A 20,774-nucleotide genomic window follows, 5' to 3' on the forward strand; every position below is an offset into this window, starting at 1 on the left:
AGGTAAAAGCATTTGTGAATTTGCCCCAAACTCCCCCGTTGCCCCAAATTCCCTACCTGTCTTAATCAAAAGTTTACTCTCCTGCGGGGGAGCTTTATGCTCACTTTATTTAACTACTAAGTAATTTTTCGGTATTTACTGTAAGATATTCATATAAGATTCTTCCCTAAAAATATTGAGAAGAAAGTAACTTGATCATTATTAAAACCGAATTTATACGGTTGACAAGGAAAGTTTAAAGTATGAAAACTAACTTAAGGACGTTTGTAAACGGTAAGAACAGGTGAACAATTGGATTAGTTCTGAATCTGAAACAACTGTGGAGCAAACACCTTCAGCCAAATTGCCAGGTGGTAGACTGGAGTATCTTCACAACTATCATGACTGCTATCAAGAAGAACAGCTAGTATATCAACATTTACTTCATTTGGTGCAAATGGAATCTCCCAGCCAAATGATTGAGCGCTTTCGCTGTCTATTCATTGAACGTGCGAATTATCCTGAACCAGAAATTATCTCAATTTTAGACAAAATTACAGGCTCTAAAACAGCAACAGAGGATTTTAAATTTTTCCTCAACCGTTGTTGCCATATTTTAATTAATCGCTGGTATATGCAACCGCAACTGCACCATGCTATTGCGGAATTAATCGCATTGTTTGATTCTCCTCCCAATAGGTTAGGAGTAGGTAGTTTTCGCTTGCGAGAAATTAGGCGCTTGCGTGAACTAGTGCAGATTTTTTCTGAAAGTGACCAGTATGTAATTTTACGTCGCTTTACGCAAATAGTTAATCAAACCCCTAGATGGGATAGTAACAAAAATAGTCAGCCCTTAATGAGTTTGATTCGGCGCTATCCCTACTTATATGAACATTGTTTAATTAGCGAAAACGCTACTTTGGAACAAAAAGAAACGATTATACACTTTCAGCAACAGGTGCAGAAAAAATTTGAAATTGATTTGTCACAATATGTAACGTATAAAATACGTCAAGTTAATATCATTACAAAAGTTTCGCCATTTGAAGCAAATCGGATTTTACGCCCGATTAATAATCCTACATTGTTGAGTGATCGGGATCTTTATAGCACCTTAAAGCAATTTATTGGTAATGCGGAAGGTGACTGCACTTATCAAGAAAAAGCGCAAAAATTTTTAACCCATAGCAGTCAAACTACCAAATTCCATAGTTTCAAAGATGATTTATATGAATATTTAATATCATCTGTTGATGGACAATATGGCAAACGTCAATTTAATCAGCGGTTATACTCCCATTTACAAAATACATTACCGCAAGCTGATCATCAAAATCTCACTGATTTTTTGATCGTCAGAACTTGCAGTCACTTACTAAACTTTTTAGTTGTCAACAGCCAAGCATCCCCGCAACATTCAATCTTTTTAGATTTGATCAGTAATCAAGGTACGTTATCCACCATTGGCTTGCTGCTAAAAGTGGTACTTATTTGTCGTAAAGTCAAACCATTTTTAGAAAAAAGAGTGGCAATTTTGTTTAACCACTATGAATCTGCTACAACCGATGGGATTGGTTGGTTTGTTGGCACTTTAGAACAATTGAATATTGCCATGAGTATTCATTTTGGTAATATTGATTTATCCTTTTTTAAGCAATTCTGTTAATTATCAGCAGTTAAAGAGTTAAATATCTCTTCTTCTAGACTTAGCTTGTGTTCCCCTACTCTAAAAAGCTACTGTCCTTGTTTAAATCCTCATCTGAAACTATTTTAAATTTTAAATTATTTATTCAGTGGAATTGAGATAATTAACTGCGATTTTTAGTAATTGGCATTGCGTGTGATTTTGCAGGCTTAAAATCAGAAAATTCGCAAATTGAGTTAAATGGACAAAATCGGCAGTGATTGCCGGGATTGGGTGGAAATATTTTACTAAAATCACTGCTTTCTGTTTGATATTTTTGTAAATCAATTTGATGTTGGTGGGCTATACTAGCTAACTCAAATTCAAGAGATGCTAATTCATCATTATTAAGAGTAATTAACTCGGATTTTTGACAAACTTCCAAATTATAAAAAGATGCTACAGCAGTTTTTCCTGGATAAAGATAACGTGCTGCTAATAAATAAACTAATGCTTGTCTTCGGTCAAAAGCCGATTTACCAGTTTTAAAATCTAGAATATGTAAGGTACTATCAGACTCGATAAACACACAATCCATAGCTGCATATAAACGAAAACAATAGTTTTCCTGTTCAATCACAATTGGTTTGGGAAATCCTTCATCACCTGGGGTTAATTGGATAATCCTTTTACCCAACAGCAAGGGCGAATTTTGATATTTTTGTAAAATTTGTAGTACTCGTTGCTTAACTTGAACGGTAAAGTTGCTTAATTTCAGTAACTGGGCTACTTTTTCTACTCCATCAGATTGAGTTAATAAATGCCGATGATGATGAAACTCATAAACACCTTTTTGGGCAAGTATACCAATGCGCTGGGGTGGAGTAGCTTGCGCTAACAAGGCTTTCACCTGTGGTTCATGTTGTCGCGCTTTAATAAATCCTCGCCTCATTTGGCAATGCCAACGTTCTTGCCCTGTCGCTGGGGCAACTAAAGACCAAAGGTGATAACTGGCAAAAGGTCTATCGGGGGTTGACATTGCTCAGGGAGAGTGAGAGAAAATACGGTGGGGATACTTGCGGCTACACACGCTTTGCGGGATGCTTCCTAATAGTAAAGATGATGCAGGGGAGAGAGTGGCAAAATGAGCAACAGTAGCAATTCCAGCAAGATAAAATTTGGTACTGATGGTTGGCGCGGGATTATTGCTGATGATTTTACTTTTCCCAATGTGCGGAAAGTAACCAGGGCAATAGCTAGTTACTTAGAAACTGCCTACAGTAAAGATAGACCTGTTTTAATCGCCTACGATACAAGGTTTTTAGCTGATGAATTTGCCCGGACATCTGCCGCAGTTTTGGCTGATTTAGGGTGGAATGTGAAAATTACTGATCGGGATTGTCCGACTCCTGTAATTGCCTATAATGCCCGGCACCTGAATTCCGCAGGGGCTTTGATGTTTACTGCTAGTCATAATCCTGCACCTTATTGTGGGATTAAATATATCCCCGATTATGCGGGGCCTGCCACTCCAGAAATTACTGATACTATTGTGGCAAATATAGAAAGTGCATCTGATGAGTTGCCCGGAAGTAATCCATCAGGTTCAATTTCTACTTTTGATCCGAAGCCCGATTATTTGAATTTTATCTACACTTTACTGGATGTAGAAAAAATCAAAAGCGCGAATTTAAAGGTCAAGTATGATGCCCTTTATTCTACTTCTCGCGGTTATTTAGATGAAGTTTTGCAACAATGCGGCTGTCAGTTAGAAAGTTTCCACGCTTGGCGGGATGTACTTTTTGGTGGCGGTATGCCGGAACCGAAAGGGGAACAATTAGTTGAATTGGTGGATGCTGTACGCGCTGATAAGGCGGATTTGGGTTTGGCAACTGATGGCGATAGCGATCGCTTTGGTATTGTCGATGAACAAGGTAATGTTCTCACTCCCAATACAGTGCTGTTAGTTCTAGCACGGCATTTAATAAAAAACAAGGGTAAGAGTGGCGCGATTGTGCGGACGGTGGCGACTACTCATTTGTTAGATAATTTTGCAGCTAAGTATGGTTTGCAAATTTATGAAACTGCTGTGGGCTTTAAATACATCGGTGAAAAGATGCGGGAAACCGCTGTTTTGATTGGTGGGGAAGAATCCGGTGGTTTGAGTATCATTGGCCATATTCCTGAAAAGGATGGCGTTCTCGCCGATATGCTGGTGGCTGAGGCTATTGCTTATGAGGGTAAGCCTCTAAGTCAATTGGTTCAGGAAGCGATCGCAGAAGCTGATGGTCCTTTGTATAATAATCGCTTGGATTTACACCTGACTGAGTCTCACAAAAATGCTGTGATTGACTCTTACACTAAAAATCCACCTTCAGTAGTGGCAGGAATTAAGGTGAAGGAAGTCGGACGTAAGGATGGGATTAAATTGTATTTAGAAGAGGGTAGCTGGGTGTTGCTGCGTCCTTCTGGTACAGAACCTTTGGTGAGGGTGTATATGGAAACTAACTCACCGGAAAAACTTAGTCAGATTGCTCAATTTATGGAGAGTGAAATTGCTAAGTTAGGATAAAACCCCACCCCTAGCCCCTCCTGTTTGCGGGAGGGGAATTATTTATTAAGTTATGAAAAGTTTTGTGAATTTATTAATATCTATAGTTATAGCTGTTTGGATAATTGCGATCGCACTTATTTCGGTGCAGAATGCTACGCCCGTATCTTTACGGTTTTTGGTTTTTCAATCAATTCAAATTCCCTTTGGGTTGGTGTTAGCTTTTTGTGTGGCTGTGGGTTTAATTGGTGTGGCGTTTTTGCAGCCTTTTTGGGGGTTGGGTGCGTCGAAGTCTAGGGTTGATGAGGAGGCGGAGTTTTTTATTGATGATGAGGATTTTTAAGAGTTTTCTCACGCAGAGGCGCAGAGGCACAGAGAGGAAGAGAGATTTTTTGTGAGTCGGTTTTAACCGACTTTTGCTTTTAGACAGGGAATTTATTCCCTGGATTTTAAGATCCAGTAAAATAGATAATGATTAGTGGTGAAAGCTATGACTAAGTTACTTGAACAAGCGATCGCACAAATAAAGCAACTTCCAGAAACTGAACAAGATAGAATTGCTAGATTCATTCTCAACGCTTTAGAAAATAATTTGGTTGAGAAAAGTTTATCTATTATTGATGAGAGTGATACTTGGACGGAAGAAGATCAACTTGATATCACATCTTTTTCTTTAGATAAAGAAATGACTAATACCACAAAAACAGTTGTTATTACCAAAGAAATTTTAGATAAAGGATGTAGTATCAATGGGGGATATAGTCGTAAACAACTAGAACTATTTGGTATTCAGGGCTTTCCACCAGGATGGAAAAAGGCTTTGCTCGGAAAAGTTTTTTCTGTAGAAGTTGTCAATCAATTTATTGCTCTCCAAGATCAGCATTTAAAAAGCTAAACCAATGATACAAATGAACTTTAGAATCGTATATTAGTAAACTGACAACTTTAGCAAAACCCTTATTTCTTTTCTTTGCGCCTTTGCGCCTTTGCGTGAGATAAAAAAAGCTGAAAAAAGGGCAGGTATCAAACCCACCCCAATCATAACTCTTCGTTGTAATTACGAATTATTTAATTACCAATTATTGGCGCACTTAAAGAAACTTGCTCTACTTCTTTTTGAGCCGTCAAAGTTGGTACAGAATCACGCAATCTTGCTGTCAATTGTACAGTTGTAGCGTCGTACATTTGTGTTAGCAACTTGGGATAAAAACCAATGCCGATAATGGGAATCAACAAACAAGCAATGATAAAGACTTCACGGGGTTCAGCATCAATCAAAGCTTGGTGAGAAACTAATTCTTCGTTTTCTTGTCCGTAGAAAATTTCTCGCAACATTGAAAGTAGATAAATTGGCGTTAAAATCACACCAACTGCCATCAAGAAAATGACGATGACTTTGAATGTTGGGTTATAAGCATCGCTAGTAGCGAAACCAACAAACACCATTAATTCCGCTACAAAACCACTCATTCCTGGCAATGCTAAAGATGCCATTGAACAAGTTGTAAACATGGCGAAAATCTTCCGCATTCTCTTACCGACACCACCCATTTCATCTAACATTAAGGTGTGTGTGCGGTCATAAGTTGCACCGACTAAAAAGAACAAACTTGCCCCAATTAATCCGTGAGAAACCATTTGTAAAACTGCCCCACTTAAACCCAAATCGGTGAAGGAAGCAATACCAATGAGAACAAAGCCCATGTGAGAAATTGAAGAATAGGCAATTTTCCGTTTTAAGTTCCTCTGGGCAAAGGACGTTAACGCAGCGTAGATGATATTTACTACCCCCAAAATTACCAACGCAGGTGCAACGTAAGCGTGGGCATCAGGTAGCATTTGGGCATTCATGCGAATTAGGGCATAACCACCCATTTTCAACAAAATACCTGCTAGTAACATATGCACGGGCGCTGTAGCTTCACCGTGGGCATCTGGTAGCCAGGTATGGAGAGGAATGATGGGCAACTTGACAGCGTAGGCAATCAGGAAGCCAGCGTACAGTAAAAGTTGTAAATTTAGACCAAAATCTTTCAATGCGAGCGATCGCATATCGAAAGTCACCGTATCGCCATAAAATCCCATTGTCAAGGAAGACAGCAAAATAAATAGCGACCCACCAGCAGTGTATAAAATAAATTTAGTTGCTGCATATTGGCGCTTTTTACCTCCCCAAATCGACAGCAGGAAGTATATCGGTACAAGTTCCAATTCCCACACCAGGAAAAATAACAGCATATCCTGGACTGCGAACACAGCGATTTGACCACCATACATGGCCAGAATCAAGAAGAAAAATAATTTCGGCTTGAAGGTGACAGGCCAAGCTGCTAAAACTGCCAAGGTGGTAATGAATCCAGTCAACAGAATTAGGGGCATAGACAAGCCATCTGCCCCTACTGACCAATTCAAACCTAGCTGTGGTACCCAGGGGTAACTCTCCACCAGTTGCAAATCGGGATTGGAGAAATCGTACCCAGTACAAAAAGCGTAAACAATCAGTGCGAAATCTATCAACCCGACAATCAGGGAATACCAGCGCACTGTTTTGCCGTCTTTATCTGGGATGATAGGAAGTAGTAGTGACGCGGCTATTGGGAACAAAATAATCGTCGTCAGCCACGGGAAATTAGCTATATTCATCACAATCAGTCTGCAATTAAAATCTTGTTTGGCAAAAAGTCACTAGTTATTAACTAACAGCTTTTTGGCAATTTTCTCTTCATTGTTAGGTTGATTTAATTAAATTGGCAATACCCAATTTTTCTCTTGGGAGTCTTTTTTGACCTTTGGGAGTACGGAATGTGGGGTGGAATACTATCAGATCACCCAATAGACAATATCTACCAACCAGCCCTCACGGAAAGCCTCCATCTGGCTGGTAAACTGCCCGCCAGTTGCCTCACACCGGGCAATTACGGTATCTGTGCGACGTTAAATGGCAAATTTGTCAGAATCAGGATTTACAGGATTTAAGGATAAACAAGATGATCTTTTTCCAGAGTTAAATGTTATACAATGTCTGTACCATTAGCTTGATAAATTGTCACAGTATATCCTCGACGATAAGCTTGGTAATGTTTTCCACGTACACCACCTGTAAAATCGTATTCTGGGAGCATTTCGTTATCTGTGATATCTGACTGTTCAGATTTAATATTGTTCATAATTTTGATTGAGTTATTTTTAGGAAAATAGGATTTTTGTAGGTTGGGTTAAGCGACAGTGCAACCCAACAAAGGCTTGTATCAGATTGAGAATTGGTTTGTTTAGATGACAATGATTATTTTGTCTGAATCAGGATATCCAGGATTAAAGGATTAACAGGATTTTATATGAATATTTATCTGGGAATATATCAGGTTTTTAAGATGAGTTTTTTCTACATCCTGAAAATCCTTGATTGTCTTAATCAGGATACCCAGGATTAGAGGATTAACCCTGTTCTGTCAGATTAGGAAAATGCAACATCTGAAAGGTTTACGGGGCTTTGGTTTTGATATTTTATGCAGCAATTTTATTTTTTAATACCTAAAAAAGCGCCAAATCTTGATGAAATAAGAGTTACAAAAGATGGATTTGATTATTGTTTTCCGAGAGTGACAAAACAGGGTTAACGGGATTTTGCATAAATATTTATCTGGAAAGATTTCAGATTTTAAAGATGAGTTTTTCCTTCATCCTGTACATCCTTAAATCCTGGATATCCTGATTCAGACAGTAGGGTTTGTTGGCGAAGCGTAACGCACTAAAATTGATTAGATTTAATCTCATGAATTAATGTGAGTTAATTTTATGGGACAATTATTCATGTAGATATTAGAGATGGAAAAATTCGGATTCAGAGGGATTTTACCGAGGAAGGGGTAGCTAGTGAGTTGGTAGATTTGGGAGTACCAAAAACGGATATTGTTTTAGGTTTTAAGCCACTTTATATGAGAAAGTTTACTGATTTTGCATCGGTTTAGATTTTTGTTACATTTTATCTCACTGAACCTACAAAACGAATATTTTGATATCAGCAGCTAAAAATTTCTCGAAGTTAAGACTAGGCGAACACAATAAAAAATTGTGTTGTTTTTGATAATTCACTAGTAAAGACTATGTACTTAGTTAAATCGAAAATTTTTCTAATTTTTTTTACTTAATAGTTGCGTATATCGCCGTAGTTGTGATATATTAAATGTGTTAGAGAATAAGCATCCTACTTCAAGGATGACTTTAATTAGAAGGAAAAAACGAATGAAGCAACAAGTCAAACATAATAACAAAAATGAAACAAAAAAACCGACCCACTTTGTTTTCTGAGAAAATCTTACTGCTTGGCGACCTATCCCCAAGAAAGGACTGGCTGATGCTGGAAGAATACATACAGCAAGAAGCAAAATTTGTCAAGTACAGGATAGATCATCCTGCTAGAACCAAAGCTCTTACATGGATAGTAGAACCACTATCCAGATTATTGCCAGAAAAGACAAAGAAAGAATTATTAGAGCGGTTATATAAAGAAAATATAGATGACCAGATCATTGGTCGGCCAATTTGGATAAATGAAGCAGTTAATATATTGCAATTTGCTTGCTGTATTGCTTCCACCTTACAGATACAAGCAAAAGACCTGATATCAGCCTTACTCCAATAAAGTTATCGAAGTAGTAATTTAGATATTTGGACTCAGGGCAGAAGTAACATTTTGCCCTGTTTTCTTGTATCCATTGTCATTATCTAACATTAGTATGAATTTAAGCGAAACCACCATCCAGCCTTGCTCTAAGAGCGCAAATATAAACAATAGCTGGAATAACTCTTTTATAACTAGGTTCGGTTAACTGCCATATTGTAAATAATCCTGCACCTATCCAACCAACTGGGCCGAGAACGAGAGCTATAGTACGTGACATTGTTGTATAAACAACAAAAGGTAAAGTAATTCCTATTATTCCGCTAAGTGAGCCAAGTGTTGTTGAAGCTAGTAAATAAATACCAAAACCAGACAACTTAGCACCAGTCAAAGCAAGAAAAATACTACTACTTCCTAAAAGTTCACTTCCTTTATCAAATTCTGATGCTGCTTTTCTTAACTCTTCTTCCATTTGTCGTTTTTGCTCAGGTGTCATTTTCTCCCACATCGTTTCCATTACCTTCTGAGCAATTTTAATTTCCATGACACTAGCTGATTCATATTTATCACATTTGATTTTTAATTTTTTAGCGGCACGCCTAACTATTTTTTGATAACTTGGATGATCATCAAATATTTCATTAAATATATAACTAGCTGCATCTTGACTCTTCTTAGATAAACGATCGATAATGCGATCAACAGTTGGTTCTTTAGCTTTGAGAATATATGCTAAAGCTTTTCTTTCATCAAAGGAAGCACGATTTAATAAATATTTAAGGTCATCCATATCATTAAGAAGTATTAACAGTTACTTGTTGACTTCTAAAAGTATATCAAATATCACTCAATATTCAATAGATCGCTGTGCTGTGTTCTTCCTTTGCGTCTTTGCTTCTTTGTATCTTTGCGCGAAACAAAAAATTTTCATAACCCAGCGAATATAAATCGCGTCTACACAGACAAAACCCGCCTTTGCGGGTTCAAAAATCTTGTTATTAGTCCACGCAGGTGGACTTTGTTTGTATAGCCGCGATTTATAATCGCCAGGACTTTCCAAAAACCGAAAAAATCCCCATCATTAATCATTAGGAGGATGCCAACTTAAACCAATCCAAATTGCCCTAGCTTGGACAACATCTTCATTATTTAATCGTAAAGCTAAAACCGTACCTCTGCCAATAGCAGTTATTCCAATAATATGAGTACCACCATTTGCCCATTGAAAATGATCTAACCATCTTTGTAGACGAGGATTAAACAAAGATACAGATTCATTAGTTACAGGATCATTAGCAGTTATTTTCGCTCCTTTAAACTCATTACAGCGATAACAACAAGCTGCTAAATTTTCTCGTTCATCATTTCCCCCTAATGAACTAGGCAAAATATGATCCATAACCAAAGGCATACCTGTTAAACGGCTAGATGTACGACAATATTCACATCTATAACCAGCCTCATTAATAACTTGTTGACGAACTGATTTAGAAATAGATGACACTGGTATTATACTAATTGCTCAAAATCTGGAAGAGAAAAACCTTTCCACTTTAAAAGTGCATAGGCATACGCTTTTTTCAACATTAAATAATCAGCACTCACTCGCAGAGATTTCAACAACAATCTATCAGATTCACTTAATTGATTATTTTGATTTTTTTCTAACAGTTGAAAATGTAATTCTTGCTGACTTTCTGGAATTTGACTTTGAGCAATATTTAATAATTCCTCAATCGTTAATTCTTGCATAGCAATGAATTCTCCTTGTAATTCCAGAGGTGCATAATCAACAGCAGGAGGAGAATTAATTTGAGTAGTCATACATTTTAGTAATTTGTTTTTATTATAACTTATTATTTATTTTTGATAAATGCCATTTTCAACCCCAACTCTCAATTTTCTTCCTTCGTGTCCTTTGCTTCTCCTGTCGGAGACGCTGCGCGAACGCAACGCTAACGCGAACGCGTCTTCGTGGTTCAATAACTCCGCGACTCTGCGCCTCTGCGTGCAAAAAAATAATCTAGGGGCGGACAAACCGCCCCCATTAAAATCAGGTAACACCAAAAACAATCACCAAGCCCAAAACAGCCCCAAATACAATCAGAGCATAGAATTGAACCCGACCGCTTTCCAGGTATTTCAAACCTTCACCACTAACCAAAGTAAAGAAACCAGTTAAATTAACCGCACCGTCAACAACGCGGAAATCAACTTCCATCACTTGTCTAGCTACACGACGCAAACCAAGCACAAACACACGGTGATAAATATCGTCAAAGTACCACTTGTTCAAAGATAATTCATACAGAGGTTTGATTTTGGAAGCGATCGCAGCAGGGTCAATTTTCCGGGCTAAATACATCAGCACCGCCAAAGTAATACCCACCACAGAAATAGCCACAGAACTACCCGCCATGATGTAAAACTCATGGGGGTCGAATTCCGCAGCTTTTTCCATCACTTCAGCCAAACTTTCGTTAGGAGAATAGATGAACTGCTCAAAATAATTGGCGTAGGGTGTACCCACCAAACCAATCAACATCGAAGGAATTGCCAACACCAACAACGGTAGAGTCATCGTCCAAGGAGACTCATGGGGAGAGGTGCTGTGGTGTCCGTGGGAGTCGTGGGAGTCATGTGCTGCCAGTTCTCCTGTTTTCATTGCCCCTGGGCCAAAGTTAGGCGCTAGTTCAACAGCACCTAATTTTTCAGCCGCAGCCGCAGCCGCATTCTTGAGTTGGGTTTTGATTTTCTCATCATTACCCCGGAATTTGCCTTCAAATGTCGAGAAATACATTCTAAACATATAAAAAGCGGTAATCCCAGCAGTTAGCCAACCAATGAACCACAACAGGGGGTTAGCTGCAAAAGCTGCACCGAGAATTTCATCTTTTGACCAAAAACCAGCAAAGGGAGGAACCCCGGAAATTGCCAAGCAACCAATTAAGAAAGTGATGCCAGTTGCAGGCATATACTTCCGCAATCCGCCCATTAAGCGCATATCCTGCGCCAATACGGCATCATGACCAACAACGCCTTCCATGCCGTGAATTACCGAACCTGAACCCAAGAATAGCATCGCCTTGAAATAGGCGTGGGTCATGAGGTGAAATAATCCAGCTGAGTAAGCGCCTACTCCCATAGCCATCACCATGTAACCGAGTTGGGAAATGGTGGAGTAAGCCAGTCCCTTTTTGATGTCGTTTTGGGTAATAGCGATAGTCGCGCCCAAAAATGCTGTAAATGCCCCAGTAAAGGCAATCACGTTCATAGCTGCGGGAACGTGTTCAAATACTGGGTACATCCGGGCAATTAGGAATACACCCGCTGCTACCATTGTTGCCGCGTGGATGAGGGCAGAAATGGGGGTAGGGCCTTCCATTGCATCTGGTAGCCAGACATGGAGGGGGAATTGGGCAGATTTAGCAACTGGTCCGAGGAAGACTAAAATCGCCAACACGATAGCGAGGAAATTGCTAATAGAACCGGTTTCTACCAGTTCCGATAAGCGATCGCCCATAATCATGAAATCAAAGCTTCCTGTCGCCCAGAACAGCCCTAGAATGCCCAGGAGTAGACCAAAGTCACCTACCCGGTTAGTGACAAATGCCTTTTGACAAGCATCTGCTGCCGCTTTGCGATCGTACCAAAATCCTACTAGGAGGTAGGAACACATCCCCACCAATTCCCAGAAAATGTAAATTTGTACCAGGTTGGGACTGACCACCAAACCCAACATTGAAGAACCAAATAAGCTGAGATAGGCGTAAAACCGGACATAACCTGGGTCATGTGCCATGTAGCCATCAGTGTAAATCATGACTAAGAAGGCTACGGTAGTCACAATCACCAGCATTAAGGCTGTCAGGTGGTCAATAGTGTAGCCCATTGTCAGGTGAAAATTGCCTGCTGATGCCCATTCCAGGGTGCGGAGATAAGGCGCATGGCCTTGAATTTGACTCCACAGCAAGGCCAACGACAGCCCCATAGCTGCTCCCATGAGGGAGATAATTACCACAGCGTTAAGCTGCCGCAGGCGGTTTGTCACCTGATTTAACGAGATTAATCCTAGACCGACCAGCATTGCTCCCAAAAGAGGGAATACTGGAATCAGCCAGGCATACTGATAGATTACTTCCATCACTGACGCCTACTTTTAAAATTCTTGACTAAGTTAGGATAGTAGTGTAGAAGTTTCTTCCACAGGCAACTATCCAGGTCGGAACTGTTAATAATTGTGACACACACCCTAGATGATAAAATACCCCACCTAAAGCTCATTAGGTGGGGTGTTAAGCATGGTTTTAGATTTGGGGACAAATCAATTCAAAATTCAAAATTCAAAATTCCAGAAAACTTCCACCTCCTGCATACCTGCCTTTGGTTTCCAATTACACTGTGCGGCACTCCAAGTCTGCTGTTTTGGGAATATTGTAAGTTTTATGACTACTACTGTAGTTGAGTTTAATTTCTTCTAAAGCTTGACGTAAATCATCTCTACTGCGAAAACCTTCTAAGCGTTGTCGGACTATGCCTTTTTCAATCAACAGTAAAGTTGGTAGTGATTTAAGTCTGTAGGTGGTAGATAGCTTGAAATTTTGATCGGCGTTAACTCCAACAAGTTTAATTTCGTCGCCGCATTGAGCTTGAAATTGCAACAGCAGGGGATGGATGATGCGACACAAGCCACACCAAGGAGCCTCAAAATTAACTAAAACCGGAATTGGAGATTCTAAAACTTCTTGAGTAAATGTCCGCTCACTAACCGACAACACCATGACGCCTCTTGATTTATAAGGTTTTTATATCAAAGTAACTACCAGTATGGGAGATTGGCAAGTCAGCTTTTGCTGATATCAGCGCTCAAAGTAGGTGTAAGTTAGTCCACATTTAAACGCATTTAAGACGTTGCTGACAAAAAAGCCAGCGCGACATTCACGGTGGCTTTTTTTGTTGTTCAACTCCTGATTGCCGTTTCCTCCCCAGGAAAGTAACTTGACCAGCAACTACCAATCTAAAATCTCAAACCGACTGAGGAAAATCTCACAGACATGTATTTACATTCATCCTACATTGATTTGGTGGTAATTGATAAGTCCAAATTTGGATTAAATTGGTATTTTCTGTTTATATTGGGGATCACTTAAAACTACCATCCTAACCTACTAGTTGCTACGAATAACAGCGGGTGTGACCACCACAGCAACGCCACAAAAATACTTACCCCTACATAGGCAGGGCGGAGAAATTCCTGCCATTTGAGAGATTGACGACCATCAAGAATAGCTTGAAAGGGCATAATTGAAGTTCGCTGTTTGACCGTTTCAAAGGCTTCTCCATAGCGGTTGCTTAAGCGACGCTCGCCATGCCAAACCCCAAATAAGTGGTGTAGCACCAAACCTAATGATGTCACAAGTGTAAAGGTAGTGCCTATCCAGAGAGTATGGGCAACACACCAAATGACTTGTCCCACCATTTGGGGATGACGGGTAATACGAATAATTCCTGTCTCATACAGATGAACTTGGGGCTTTTGAATAGCCGCAATTTCTAGTAGATTGAATGTAGCAGGATATAAAAATAAAAAGGAAATCGCTGACAGCACCCAAACGAGTGGTTGTATTCCTGGTATACCTTGCACTTGCCAAAGTTGCCAGCCATCATAACGGTGATTAAAAAAGTAAACAATTAAGATGACAGCCAAGGGTAAGCTGATTAATGCAAATAAAATGCGATAAAACCTAGGTCCGATGTAGTTTTCTGCCCAAGGACGCAAAGCCGCGCCTCCACTGTGCGCGATCGCAAAAGCTAACTGTAACCCCAGCATGACAAAATGACTGGAGGTAAACCAAGGATTCAGCATCATAGACACAACTCAATTCAAAATTAAAAATTAAAGAATTCAAAATGAAAGAAGCTAGTATTGGTAAGCATCTTAACCTTTAACAGATTATACACAAGAGGACTTTAGCCAAGATGTTGTGGTAATGTCTTTTCCAAGTCCAGCCTCTAAGTTGAAGTTGTAATAAATCATGCCTGGCTTATTGCTGTTCACCTTGATTTATTGCCAAAATCGCTCCTTTCAAAGTTTGTGGGTTGAGCCTTATGTCTGACCTTCCTTTCACTTTAGATCAGTTACGCATTCTCAAAGCGATCGCCGCAGAAGGGAGCTTCAAACGCGCCGCTGATAGTCTTTACGTCTCCCAACCAGCAGTCAGTTTGCAAGTACAAAACCTGGAACGCCAACTGGATGTCCCCTTATTTGATCGGGGAGGACGACGCGCCCAATTAACCGAAGCAGGGCATCTACTCCTGAGCTACGGTGAAAAAATCCTCAGTCTGTGCCAAGAAACTTGTCGTGCTATTGAAGATTTACAAAATCTCCAAGGCGGTACTTTAATTGTCGGGGCTTCTCAAACTACCGGCACTTATCTTTTGCCGCGCATGATTGGAATGTTCCGACAAAAGTATCCAGATGTGGCAGTGCAATTGCACGTCCACTCTACCCGCCGCACGGCTTGGAGTGTGGCTAATGGACAAGTCGATTTAGCTATCATCGGTGGAGAGATTCCCGGTGAACTGGCAGAATCTTTAGAAATTGTTCCTTACGCAGAAGATGAACTGGCGCTAATTTTACCGACATTCCATCCCTTTGCTAAACTCGAAACAATTCAAAAAGAAGACCTATATAAACTACAATTCATTGCTCTCGATTCTCAATCTACTATCCGCAAAGTCATTGATCAGGTGTTAGCACGCTGTGAGATTGATACCAGACGTTTTAAATTTGAAATGGAACTAAATTCCATAGAAGCTATTAAAAATGCTGTGCAATCTGGTTTAGGGGCTGCCTTTGTCTCTACTTCTGCGATCGCTAAAGAATTACAAATGGGTGTGCTACACCGTACTCCCATTGAAGGTGTAGTTGTCAAGCGAACCCTGTGGCTGATTGTTAATCCCAATCGTTATCGTTCCAAAGCAGCAGAAGCCTTCAGTCAGGAAATCTTACCTCAGTTTGCTACTCCTGGATGGAATGAAGATACGTTAAAATTATCACCAAAGGATCTACTCGGAACTACATTAGATACCGTAACGCTCAATTCATCTAACGCAGACTAAACATTTTGTCAAAGGTTAACAGTCATTAGTACCGCAGGATTTCCGAGAAAGCGGTACTAGTGACTAATGATTAATGACTAATGACTAAAAACTAATATGGAAGTTTACTGCACTCGTCCACATTGCTTGCGCCCAAAAAACCATTTTGCTGATTTAGATGATATTACAACTTTAAAAACTACACAGCAAAAATACTGTACAAGCTGTGGGATGCCACTGATTTTGCGTGACCGCTATTTGCCCATTAAACTTTTGGGACAAGGAGGATTTGGCGCTGCTTTTCTGGCGATTGATCGTGATACACCAAAAATGCGTCAATGTGTAGTTAAGCAATTTCAACCAAGCGGTAATTTAACAGAAGAAGCCTTAGAAAAGGCAAGAACTTTATTTACACAAGAAGCAGAAACTTTAGAAGAAATAGGTAATGAACACAAGCAAATACCTAACCTATTTGCTTTTTTTACTATCACACTTCCCAGCTTGCAACCAAGTCAGCCAAACCAGTTTTTTTATTTAGTCCAAGAATATATTGATGGGCAAAACCTGGAAGAAGAATTAATTCAAAATGGGAATTTTTCTGAAGTCCAAGTGCTAGAAATACTCCGAGAAATTCTCCCAGTGCTGACTTTTATTCACGACAGAGGCATTATTCACAGAGACATTAAACCTTCTAATATCATGCGTCGTCGGGATGGTAAACTCTTTTTGTTAGATTTTGGCGCAGTTAAACAAGTTGCCAATTCCCCATCTGGTTCTGCTGCTTCCACGGGCATCTATTCTATGGGATTTGCACCACCTGAACAGATGTCAGGAAGTCAAGTATTCCCATCTACAGATTTATACGCTTTTGCGGTTACTCTCATCACTTTAATGACAGGACAAGAGGCAAATCAGCTATTTGATGCCTATACCAACCAGTGGAAATGGCGTTCTCAAATCACCGTTAGCCCCCGATTAGCTGATATTTTAGATAAAATGCTGCTGGCTGCTGCTAGTCAACGCTTTCAGTCAGCCCAGGAAGTGCTGGAAGCCCTTTTTGCTCCCTCAGTTCCGCCAACAGTATTACCACAACCTCTACCACAACAACAACCTCTACCACAACCACCTCAGCGACCAATACCAGTTCAACCGGCTTTTGCAACTTGGGAATTATTGGCTGGGGCAGCTTTTAGCGGTTTTGAGGGAGCATTAATAGCGATCGCTCTTTTTAGTTTAGTCAAAAACCCGATTATTACTTTAGCTATTGCTTTTGTGATTTTAGGAAGTCTGATTTTTAGTCAAACTAAGCGCTGGATTGAAAAATTTGATCTGCTCATTATTCCCACAGTTAGTTTTGCAATTATATTTTTCATCCCTTACTTACGGGGAGGTCTTCCCATTCAGCAAATATTGATTTTTACAGTTGCTGCTGCTTTAATAACTATCGCTATGACAACCTTATTTAAACTTATTTATAAACTCTTATCTTCAATACTTTAGAACCAATTAACCTTAAGAAAGCCACGTATGTCTCACAAGAATGAAACGCTTAGGCTGCTTTTATCTCTTATTATTACCTGTGGGTTAATTTTTGGAGGCTTATGGTTTTTAATGGAACGTTGGGCAAAAATTAATAGTTCTAATTCTGAGAACTTAGTTGATAAATCGAAAAGTCCGAATTCATCACCTAGTTGTAATGTAGCCACTATCCCTGAAGGCACATTTAACTATGGTGGAAGTACTACCTGGTCTCCCATACGTAAAGACGTAGATTCAGTACTGCAAACAATTTGCCCTCAGTTTATTTTACGATACACACAACCCCTTTTTGATAAACCAGGTTCAGGAACTGGTATTAAAATGTTGATAGATAATCAACTAGCTTTTTCTCAATCATCTCGTTCAATCAAAGCAGAAGAAAATACACAAGCTCAACAAAAAGGATTTAGTCTCAAAGAAATTCCTGTAGCAATTGATGGGATTGCCATCGCAGTTCACCCTAAACTCAATGTATCCGGTTTAAGCGTTGCCCAAATTAAAGATATTTACACTGGCAAAATTACTAATTGGCAACAGGTAGGTGGATTAAATCTACCTATTACACCTTTATCTCGTAGCAAAGAAGCAGGAGGAACAGTAGAATTTTTTGTGGAAAATGTCCTCAATAAAGATAAATTTGGTAGCAATGTTAGTTACATTGGTACAACGACAGAAGCTATTAGAAAAATAGCCACTACTCCAGGTGGAATTTACTACGCTTCGGCTCCAGAGATTGTTCCCCAATGTACAATTAAATCTCTCCCAATCGGGCGGACAAGCAGTCAATTAGTTGCTCCATACCAACAACCTCTAATACCTCAATCTGAATGTCCTGGTAAGCGTAACCAGTTAAATAATCAAGATTTTCGTAGTGGAAATTACCCAATAACCCGCAATTTATTTGTGATTGTCAAACAGAATGGTCAAGCCGATCAACAAGCTGGGGAAGCTTATGCAAATTGGTTACTAACACCTCAAGGTCAAGAACTAATTGAAAAGGCTGGATTTATCAGAATCAAGTGATTTAAATTAAGCCAGCAGAACTTTGTCAGAACAATTAAATAGCAAATTCTACCCTATTAAAACTCAGCTATGTCAAACAAAAATGAAATTAAAATTTTAGTCTTATCTCTACTATTGACAACAGGTTTAGTGGGTGGTGGGATTTGGTGGTTTATTCATAGTTCTGGGTTTAATGTTGGGAGTAATACCGCTGGCAATCAAACCAATAATAGTAACAAATCAATTAGCGAAAGGATTAGTTTTGGAGATAAATCCTTAACTCCCGGAGAAATATCTTCAGCTAGAAAAGACGGCATAGAGGCTTTAGCTAATAAAAGTTATGACAAAGCAATTACCGATTTAACAGCATCCCTAAAACTCAAACCAAACGATCCAGAAGCACTGATATATCTGAATAATGCCCGGATTGGAAATAGCAAAAGTCATACTATTGTTGCATCTGTACCTATTGGTAATGACCCAAATGCTGCTTTAGAAATTTTACGGGGTATTGCTCAAGCCCAAAATGAAATTAATGTTGCTGGGGGAATTAAGGGAGTTCTCTTAAAAGTAGGCATAGCTAACGACGATGATAATCCAGAAATATCTCAACAAATTGCTGCCAATTTAGTTAAAAATTCGGAAGTATTAGGTGTAGTTGGTCCTAATACAAGTGATGCCACTTTAGCAGCAGGTGCTGTTTATTCTTCTGGAGAACTTGTAGCTATTTCTCCTACCAGTACTTCAGTAAAACTTTCTAACTTTAGCCGCTATGTTCTTCGCACAGTTCCCAGTGATTTTATGGCTGCTAGAACCTTAGCTAACTACATGGTAAAAACCTTGCAGAAAAAGAAAGCTGTAGTTTTCTTCAATTCTCAAAGTAACTATAGCCAATCTTTAAAATCTGAGTTTGTTTCCTCTCTGGCTTTGGAAGGTGGACAAATATCCAGCGAGGTTGATTTATCTCAGGGGAATTTTAGTGCAGCTAAAAGTGTAGAACGGGCAATTCAAGAAGGAGCAGAAGTGTTGATGTTAGCGGCGAATACTGAAACTTTGGACAAAACATTACAAGTAGTTCAAGTGAATCAGAAACGCTTAACTTTACTGGGAGGCGATGATGTTTATAGCCTCAAAACTTTAGAAATTGGTAGAGAACAAGCAACAGGAATGGTAGTGGCCGTTCCCTGGCATATTGATGGTGACACAAAGTCAGATTTTCCCCAAAAGTCTCGCAAGTTATGGAGTGGTGATGTAAGTTGGCGTACTGCCCTGGCCTATGATGCCACAAAAGCGTTTATGGCGGCGCTAGAAATTAATCCTACCCGGTCTGGAATTCAACAAGCTTTAGTTTCGTCAGATTTTGCAGCTTCTGGTGCTTCTGGCGCAATTCGCTTTTTACAATCAGGCGATCGCAATGCCCCAGTCCAACTTGTGAAAATTGTTCCCGGTAATCGCTCCCGTACTGGGTATGATTTTGAGCCAATACGAGACAAGTTAAAATAATTCGTAATTCGTAATAATGCCTCCGGCAGGCTACCACCAACTTAATTTGTAATTAAGTTTTGTAACGGAGATTTAGCGTCAAGTCGGAGCGCTAGAAAGCGGCTACTTAAACCTCCTGAATTAGTTAAAAAATTAATCGCTTTATTTAAGAGTTAATAATAATGATAAAACGGATACTGTAACGGTATTGTTTCTATCAACCTCTATCAACATCTATATAGACAAGGGTGAATAATTCAGTATGTCCACAAAAAATGAAACACTTATTCTCGTTTTATCTCTGTTAACAACGATGTTACTAATAGCGGGAGGTTTTTGGTGGTTTACCAGAAAATCGAATGTTGACTTGAATAAAATTATTAGCTCTGATCCCAATAATTCTATTTCTGGTAGTAAAAACCAAACTCAGAATACCTCAGAACAACCCAGGGTTAAAAACTTCGCCTCTGTACCAAATATCCCCACAGGATTATTTAATTACGGTGGCAGCACCTCTTGGGCCCCGATTTGACTAGCAATTGATTCAGAAATCCAAAAAGTGCGACCAGAGTTTTGGTTACGTTATCTGCAACCTAGTAATATCGCGCCTGGTTCAGGTACTGGGATACAGGCATTAATTGATAGTCAACTAACCTTTGCCCAGTCCTCTCGACCAGTTTTAGACCCAGAATTAAGCCGCGCCCAGCAACGTGGGTTTAGCCTTAATCAAATTCTTATAGCAATTGATGGATTAGCAGTAGCAGTCAACCGATACAAAAAAGCTAACAAATGCTAACAATTACCAGCTTTTTCTTCCTGCTTCATCCTATTCGTGTCGGCACGATCTAGTCCACAGGCTAACACGGTCAATCTGA

18 protein-coding genes and 3 pseudogenes are annotated in these 20,774 nt (G+C 39.5%); 12 read left to right on the plus strand and 9 right to left on the minus strand.

The window, feature by feature from the left end:
• The first annotated feature begins 283 nt into the window (after nt 1–283).
• Nucleotides 284–1,645: a hypothetical protein gene (locus H6G68_RS19195; RefSeq protein ID WP_190908070.1), complete on the plus strand. Its 1,362-nt coding sequence runs from the start codon at nt 284–286 to the stop codon at nt 1,643–1,645.
• A 142-nt stretch (nt 1,646–1,787) separates the two neighbouring features.
• Here H6G68_RS19195 and H6G68_RS19200 read toward each other — a convergent pair whose 3' ends face one another.
• The gene (locus H6G68_RS19200) at nt 1,788–2,642 is read right to left on the minus strand and encodes a PD-(D/E)XK nuclease family protein (RefSeq protein ID WP_190908071.1); all 855 of its coding nucleotides are present in this window, start codon (nt 2,640–2,642) and stop codon (nt 1,788–1,790) included.
• Between the two features lie 105 nt (nt 2,643–2,747).
• Between H6G68_RS19200 and H6G68_RS19205 the strand changes: the two genes are divergently transcribed.
• The 3 genes from H6G68_RS19205 to H6G68_RS27285 all read left to right on the plus strand — a co-directional run bounded on the left by H6G68_RS19205 (nt 2,748) and on the right by H6G68_RS27285 (nt 5,049).
• Entirely contained in the window at nt 2,748–4,175 is a 1,428-nt protein-coding gene (locus H6G68_RS19205) for a phosphoglucomutase/phosphomannomutase family protein (protein ID WP_127054334.1), read from the plus strand.
• Nucleotides 4,176–4,227: 52 nt separating this feature from the next.
• Nucleotides 4,228–4,497, plus strand: coding sequence for a LapA family protein (locus H6G68_RS19210; protein WP_190908072.1), 270 nt, complete (start codon nt 4,228–4,230; stop codon nt 4,495–4,497).
• Between the two features lie 147 nt (nt 4,498–4,644).
• Nucleotides 4,645–5,049: a hypothetical protein gene (locus H6G68_RS27285; protein WP_242045323.1), complete on the plus strand. Its 405-nt coding sequence runs from the start codon at nt 4,645–4,647 to the stop codon at nt 5,047–5,049.
• Nucleotides 5,050–5,222: 173 nt separating this feature from the next.
• Here the strand turns inward: H6G68_RS27285 and ndhD1 are convergent, their stop codons facing one another.
• Nucleotides 5,223–6,797: a photosynthetic/respiratory NAD(P)H-quinone oxidoreductase subunit D1 gene (ndhD1, locus tag H6G68_RS19220; protein ID WP_071188579.1), complete on the minus strand. Its 1,575-nt coding sequence runs from the start codon at nt 6,795–6,797 to the stop codon at nt 5,223–5,225.
• Nucleotides 6,798–6,956: 159 nt separating this feature from the next.
• Between ndhD1 and H6G68_RS27290 the strand changes: the two are divergent.
• Nucleotides 6,957–7,106: pseudogene (locus tag H6G68_RS27290) on the plus strand (Uma2 family endonuclease); the annotation flags it as partial.
• A 59-nt stretch (nt 7,107–7,165) separates the two neighbouring features.
• On the opposite strand, the gene H6G68_RS19225 reads toward H6G68_RS27290, so the two are convergent.
• Entirely contained in the window at nt 7,166–7,321 is a 156-nt protein-coding gene (locus tag H6G68_RS19225) for a hypothetical protein (protein WP_190908073.1), read from the minus strand.
• 627 nt (nt 7,322–7,948) lie between these two features.
• Here H6G68_RS19225 and H6G68_RS19230 point away from each other — a divergent pair.
• Both H6G68_RS19230 and H6G68_RS19235 read left to right on the plus strand, forming a co-directional pair.
• Nucleotides 7,949–8,122: pseudogene (locus tag H6G68_RS19230) on the plus strand (element excision factor XisI family protein); the annotation flags it as partial.
• A gap of 305 nt (nt 8,123–8,427) precedes the next feature.
• Nucleotides 8,428–8,796 carry a hypothetical protein gene (locus tag H6G68_RS19235; RefSeq protein WP_190908074.1) on the plus strand — a complete coding sequence of 123 codons (369 nt, stop codon included), beginning with the start codon at nt 8,428–8,430 and terminating at the stop codon, nt 8,794–8,796.
• A 100-nt stretch (nt 8,797–8,896) separates the two neighbouring features.
• On the opposite strand, the gene H6G68_RS19240 is transcribed toward H6G68_RS19235, so the two are convergent.
• The 6 genes from H6G68_RS19240 to H6G68_RS19265 form a co-directional block, all read right to left on the minus strand.
• Nucleotides 8,897–9,565, minus strand: coding sequence for a hypothetical protein (locus tag H6G68_RS19240; protein ID WP_190908075.1), 669 nt, complete (start codon nt 9,563–9,565; stop codon nt 8,897–8,899).
• 291 nt (nt 9,566–9,856) lie between these two features.
• Nucleotides 9,857–10,279 carry an HNH endonuclease gene (locus H6G68_RS19245; RefSeq protein ID WP_190908076.1) on the minus strand — a complete coding sequence of 141 codons (423 nt, stop codon included), beginning with the start codon at nt 10,277–10,279 and terminating at the stop codon, nt 9,857–9,859.
• A 5-nt stretch (nt 10,280–10,284) separates the two neighbouring features.
• Nucleotides 10,285–10,599, minus strand: coding sequence for a hypothetical protein (locus tag H6G68_RS19250; protein WP_190908077.1), 315 nt, complete (start codon nt 10,597–10,599; stop codon nt 10,285–10,287).
• A gap of 229 nt (nt 10,600–10,828) precedes the next feature.
• Nucleotides 10,829–12,919, minus strand: a complete 2,091-nt coding sequence (locus tag H6G68_RS19255) for an NAD(P)H-quinone oxidoreductase subunit 5 (RefSeq protein ID WP_190908078.1) — start codon at nt 12,917–12,919, stop codon at nt 10,829–10,831.
• Nucleotides 12,920–13,169: 250 nt separating this feature from the next.
• A complete protein-coding gene (locus H6G68_RS19260) occupies nt 13,170–13,556 on the minus strand; it encodes a thioredoxin family protein (protein WP_190908079.1) in 387 nt (128 codons plus the stop codon).
• Nucleotides 13,557–13,927: 371 nt separating this feature from the next.
• Nucleotides 13,928–14,644: an NnrU family protein gene (locus H6G68_RS19265; RefSeq protein ID WP_190908080.1), complete on the minus strand. Its 717-nt coding sequence runs from the start codon at nt 14,642–14,644 to the stop codon at nt 13,928–13,930.
• A 239-nt stretch (nt 14,645–14,883) separates the two neighbouring features.
• Between H6G68_RS19265 and H6G68_RS19270 the strand changes: the two genes are divergently transcribed.
• From H6G68_RS19270 to H6G68_RS19290, 5 genes and pseudogenes are all read left to right on the plus strand, one after another.
• Nucleotides 14,884–15,897, plus strand: a complete 1,014-nt coding sequence (locus tag H6G68_RS19270) for a LysR family transcriptional regulator (protein WP_190711702.1) — start codon at nt 14,884–14,886, stop codon at nt 15,895–15,897.
• Nucleotides 15,898–15,993: 96 nt separating this feature from the next.
• A complete protein-coding gene (locus H6G68_RS19275) occupies nt 15,994–17,376 on the plus strand; it encodes a serine/threonine-protein kinase (RefSeq protein ID WP_190908081.1) in 1,383 nt (460 codons plus the stop codon).
• Nucleotides 17,377–17,403: 27 nt separating this feature from the next.
• A complete protein-coding gene (locus H6G68_RS19280; protein WP_190908082.1) occupies nt 17,404–18,438 on the plus strand; it encodes a substrate-binding domain-containing protein in 1,035 nt (344 codons plus the stop codon).
• A 69-nt stretch (nt 18,439–18,507) separates the two neighbouring features.
• Nucleotides 18,508–19,920 carry an ABC transporter substrate-binding protein gene (locus H6G68_RS19285; RefSeq protein ID WP_190908083.1) on the plus strand — a complete coding sequence of 471 codons (1,413 nt, stop codon included), beginning with the start codon at nt 18,508–18,510 and terminating at the stop codon, nt 19,918–19,920.
• A 241-nt stretch (nt 19,921–20,161) separates the two neighbouring features.
• Nucleotides 20,162–20,668, plus strand: a pseudogene (locus tag H6G68_RS19290) (type 2 periplasmic-binding domain-containing protein); the annotation flags it as partial.
• Nucleotides 20,669–20,774: the final 106 nt, after the last annotated feature.

It is taken from the genome of Anabaena catenula FACHB-362 (assembly GCF_014698735.1).
Classification (GTDB): Bacteria; Cyanobacteriota; Cyanobacteriia; order Cyanobacteriales; family Nostocaceae; genus Anabaena; species Anabaena variabilis_A.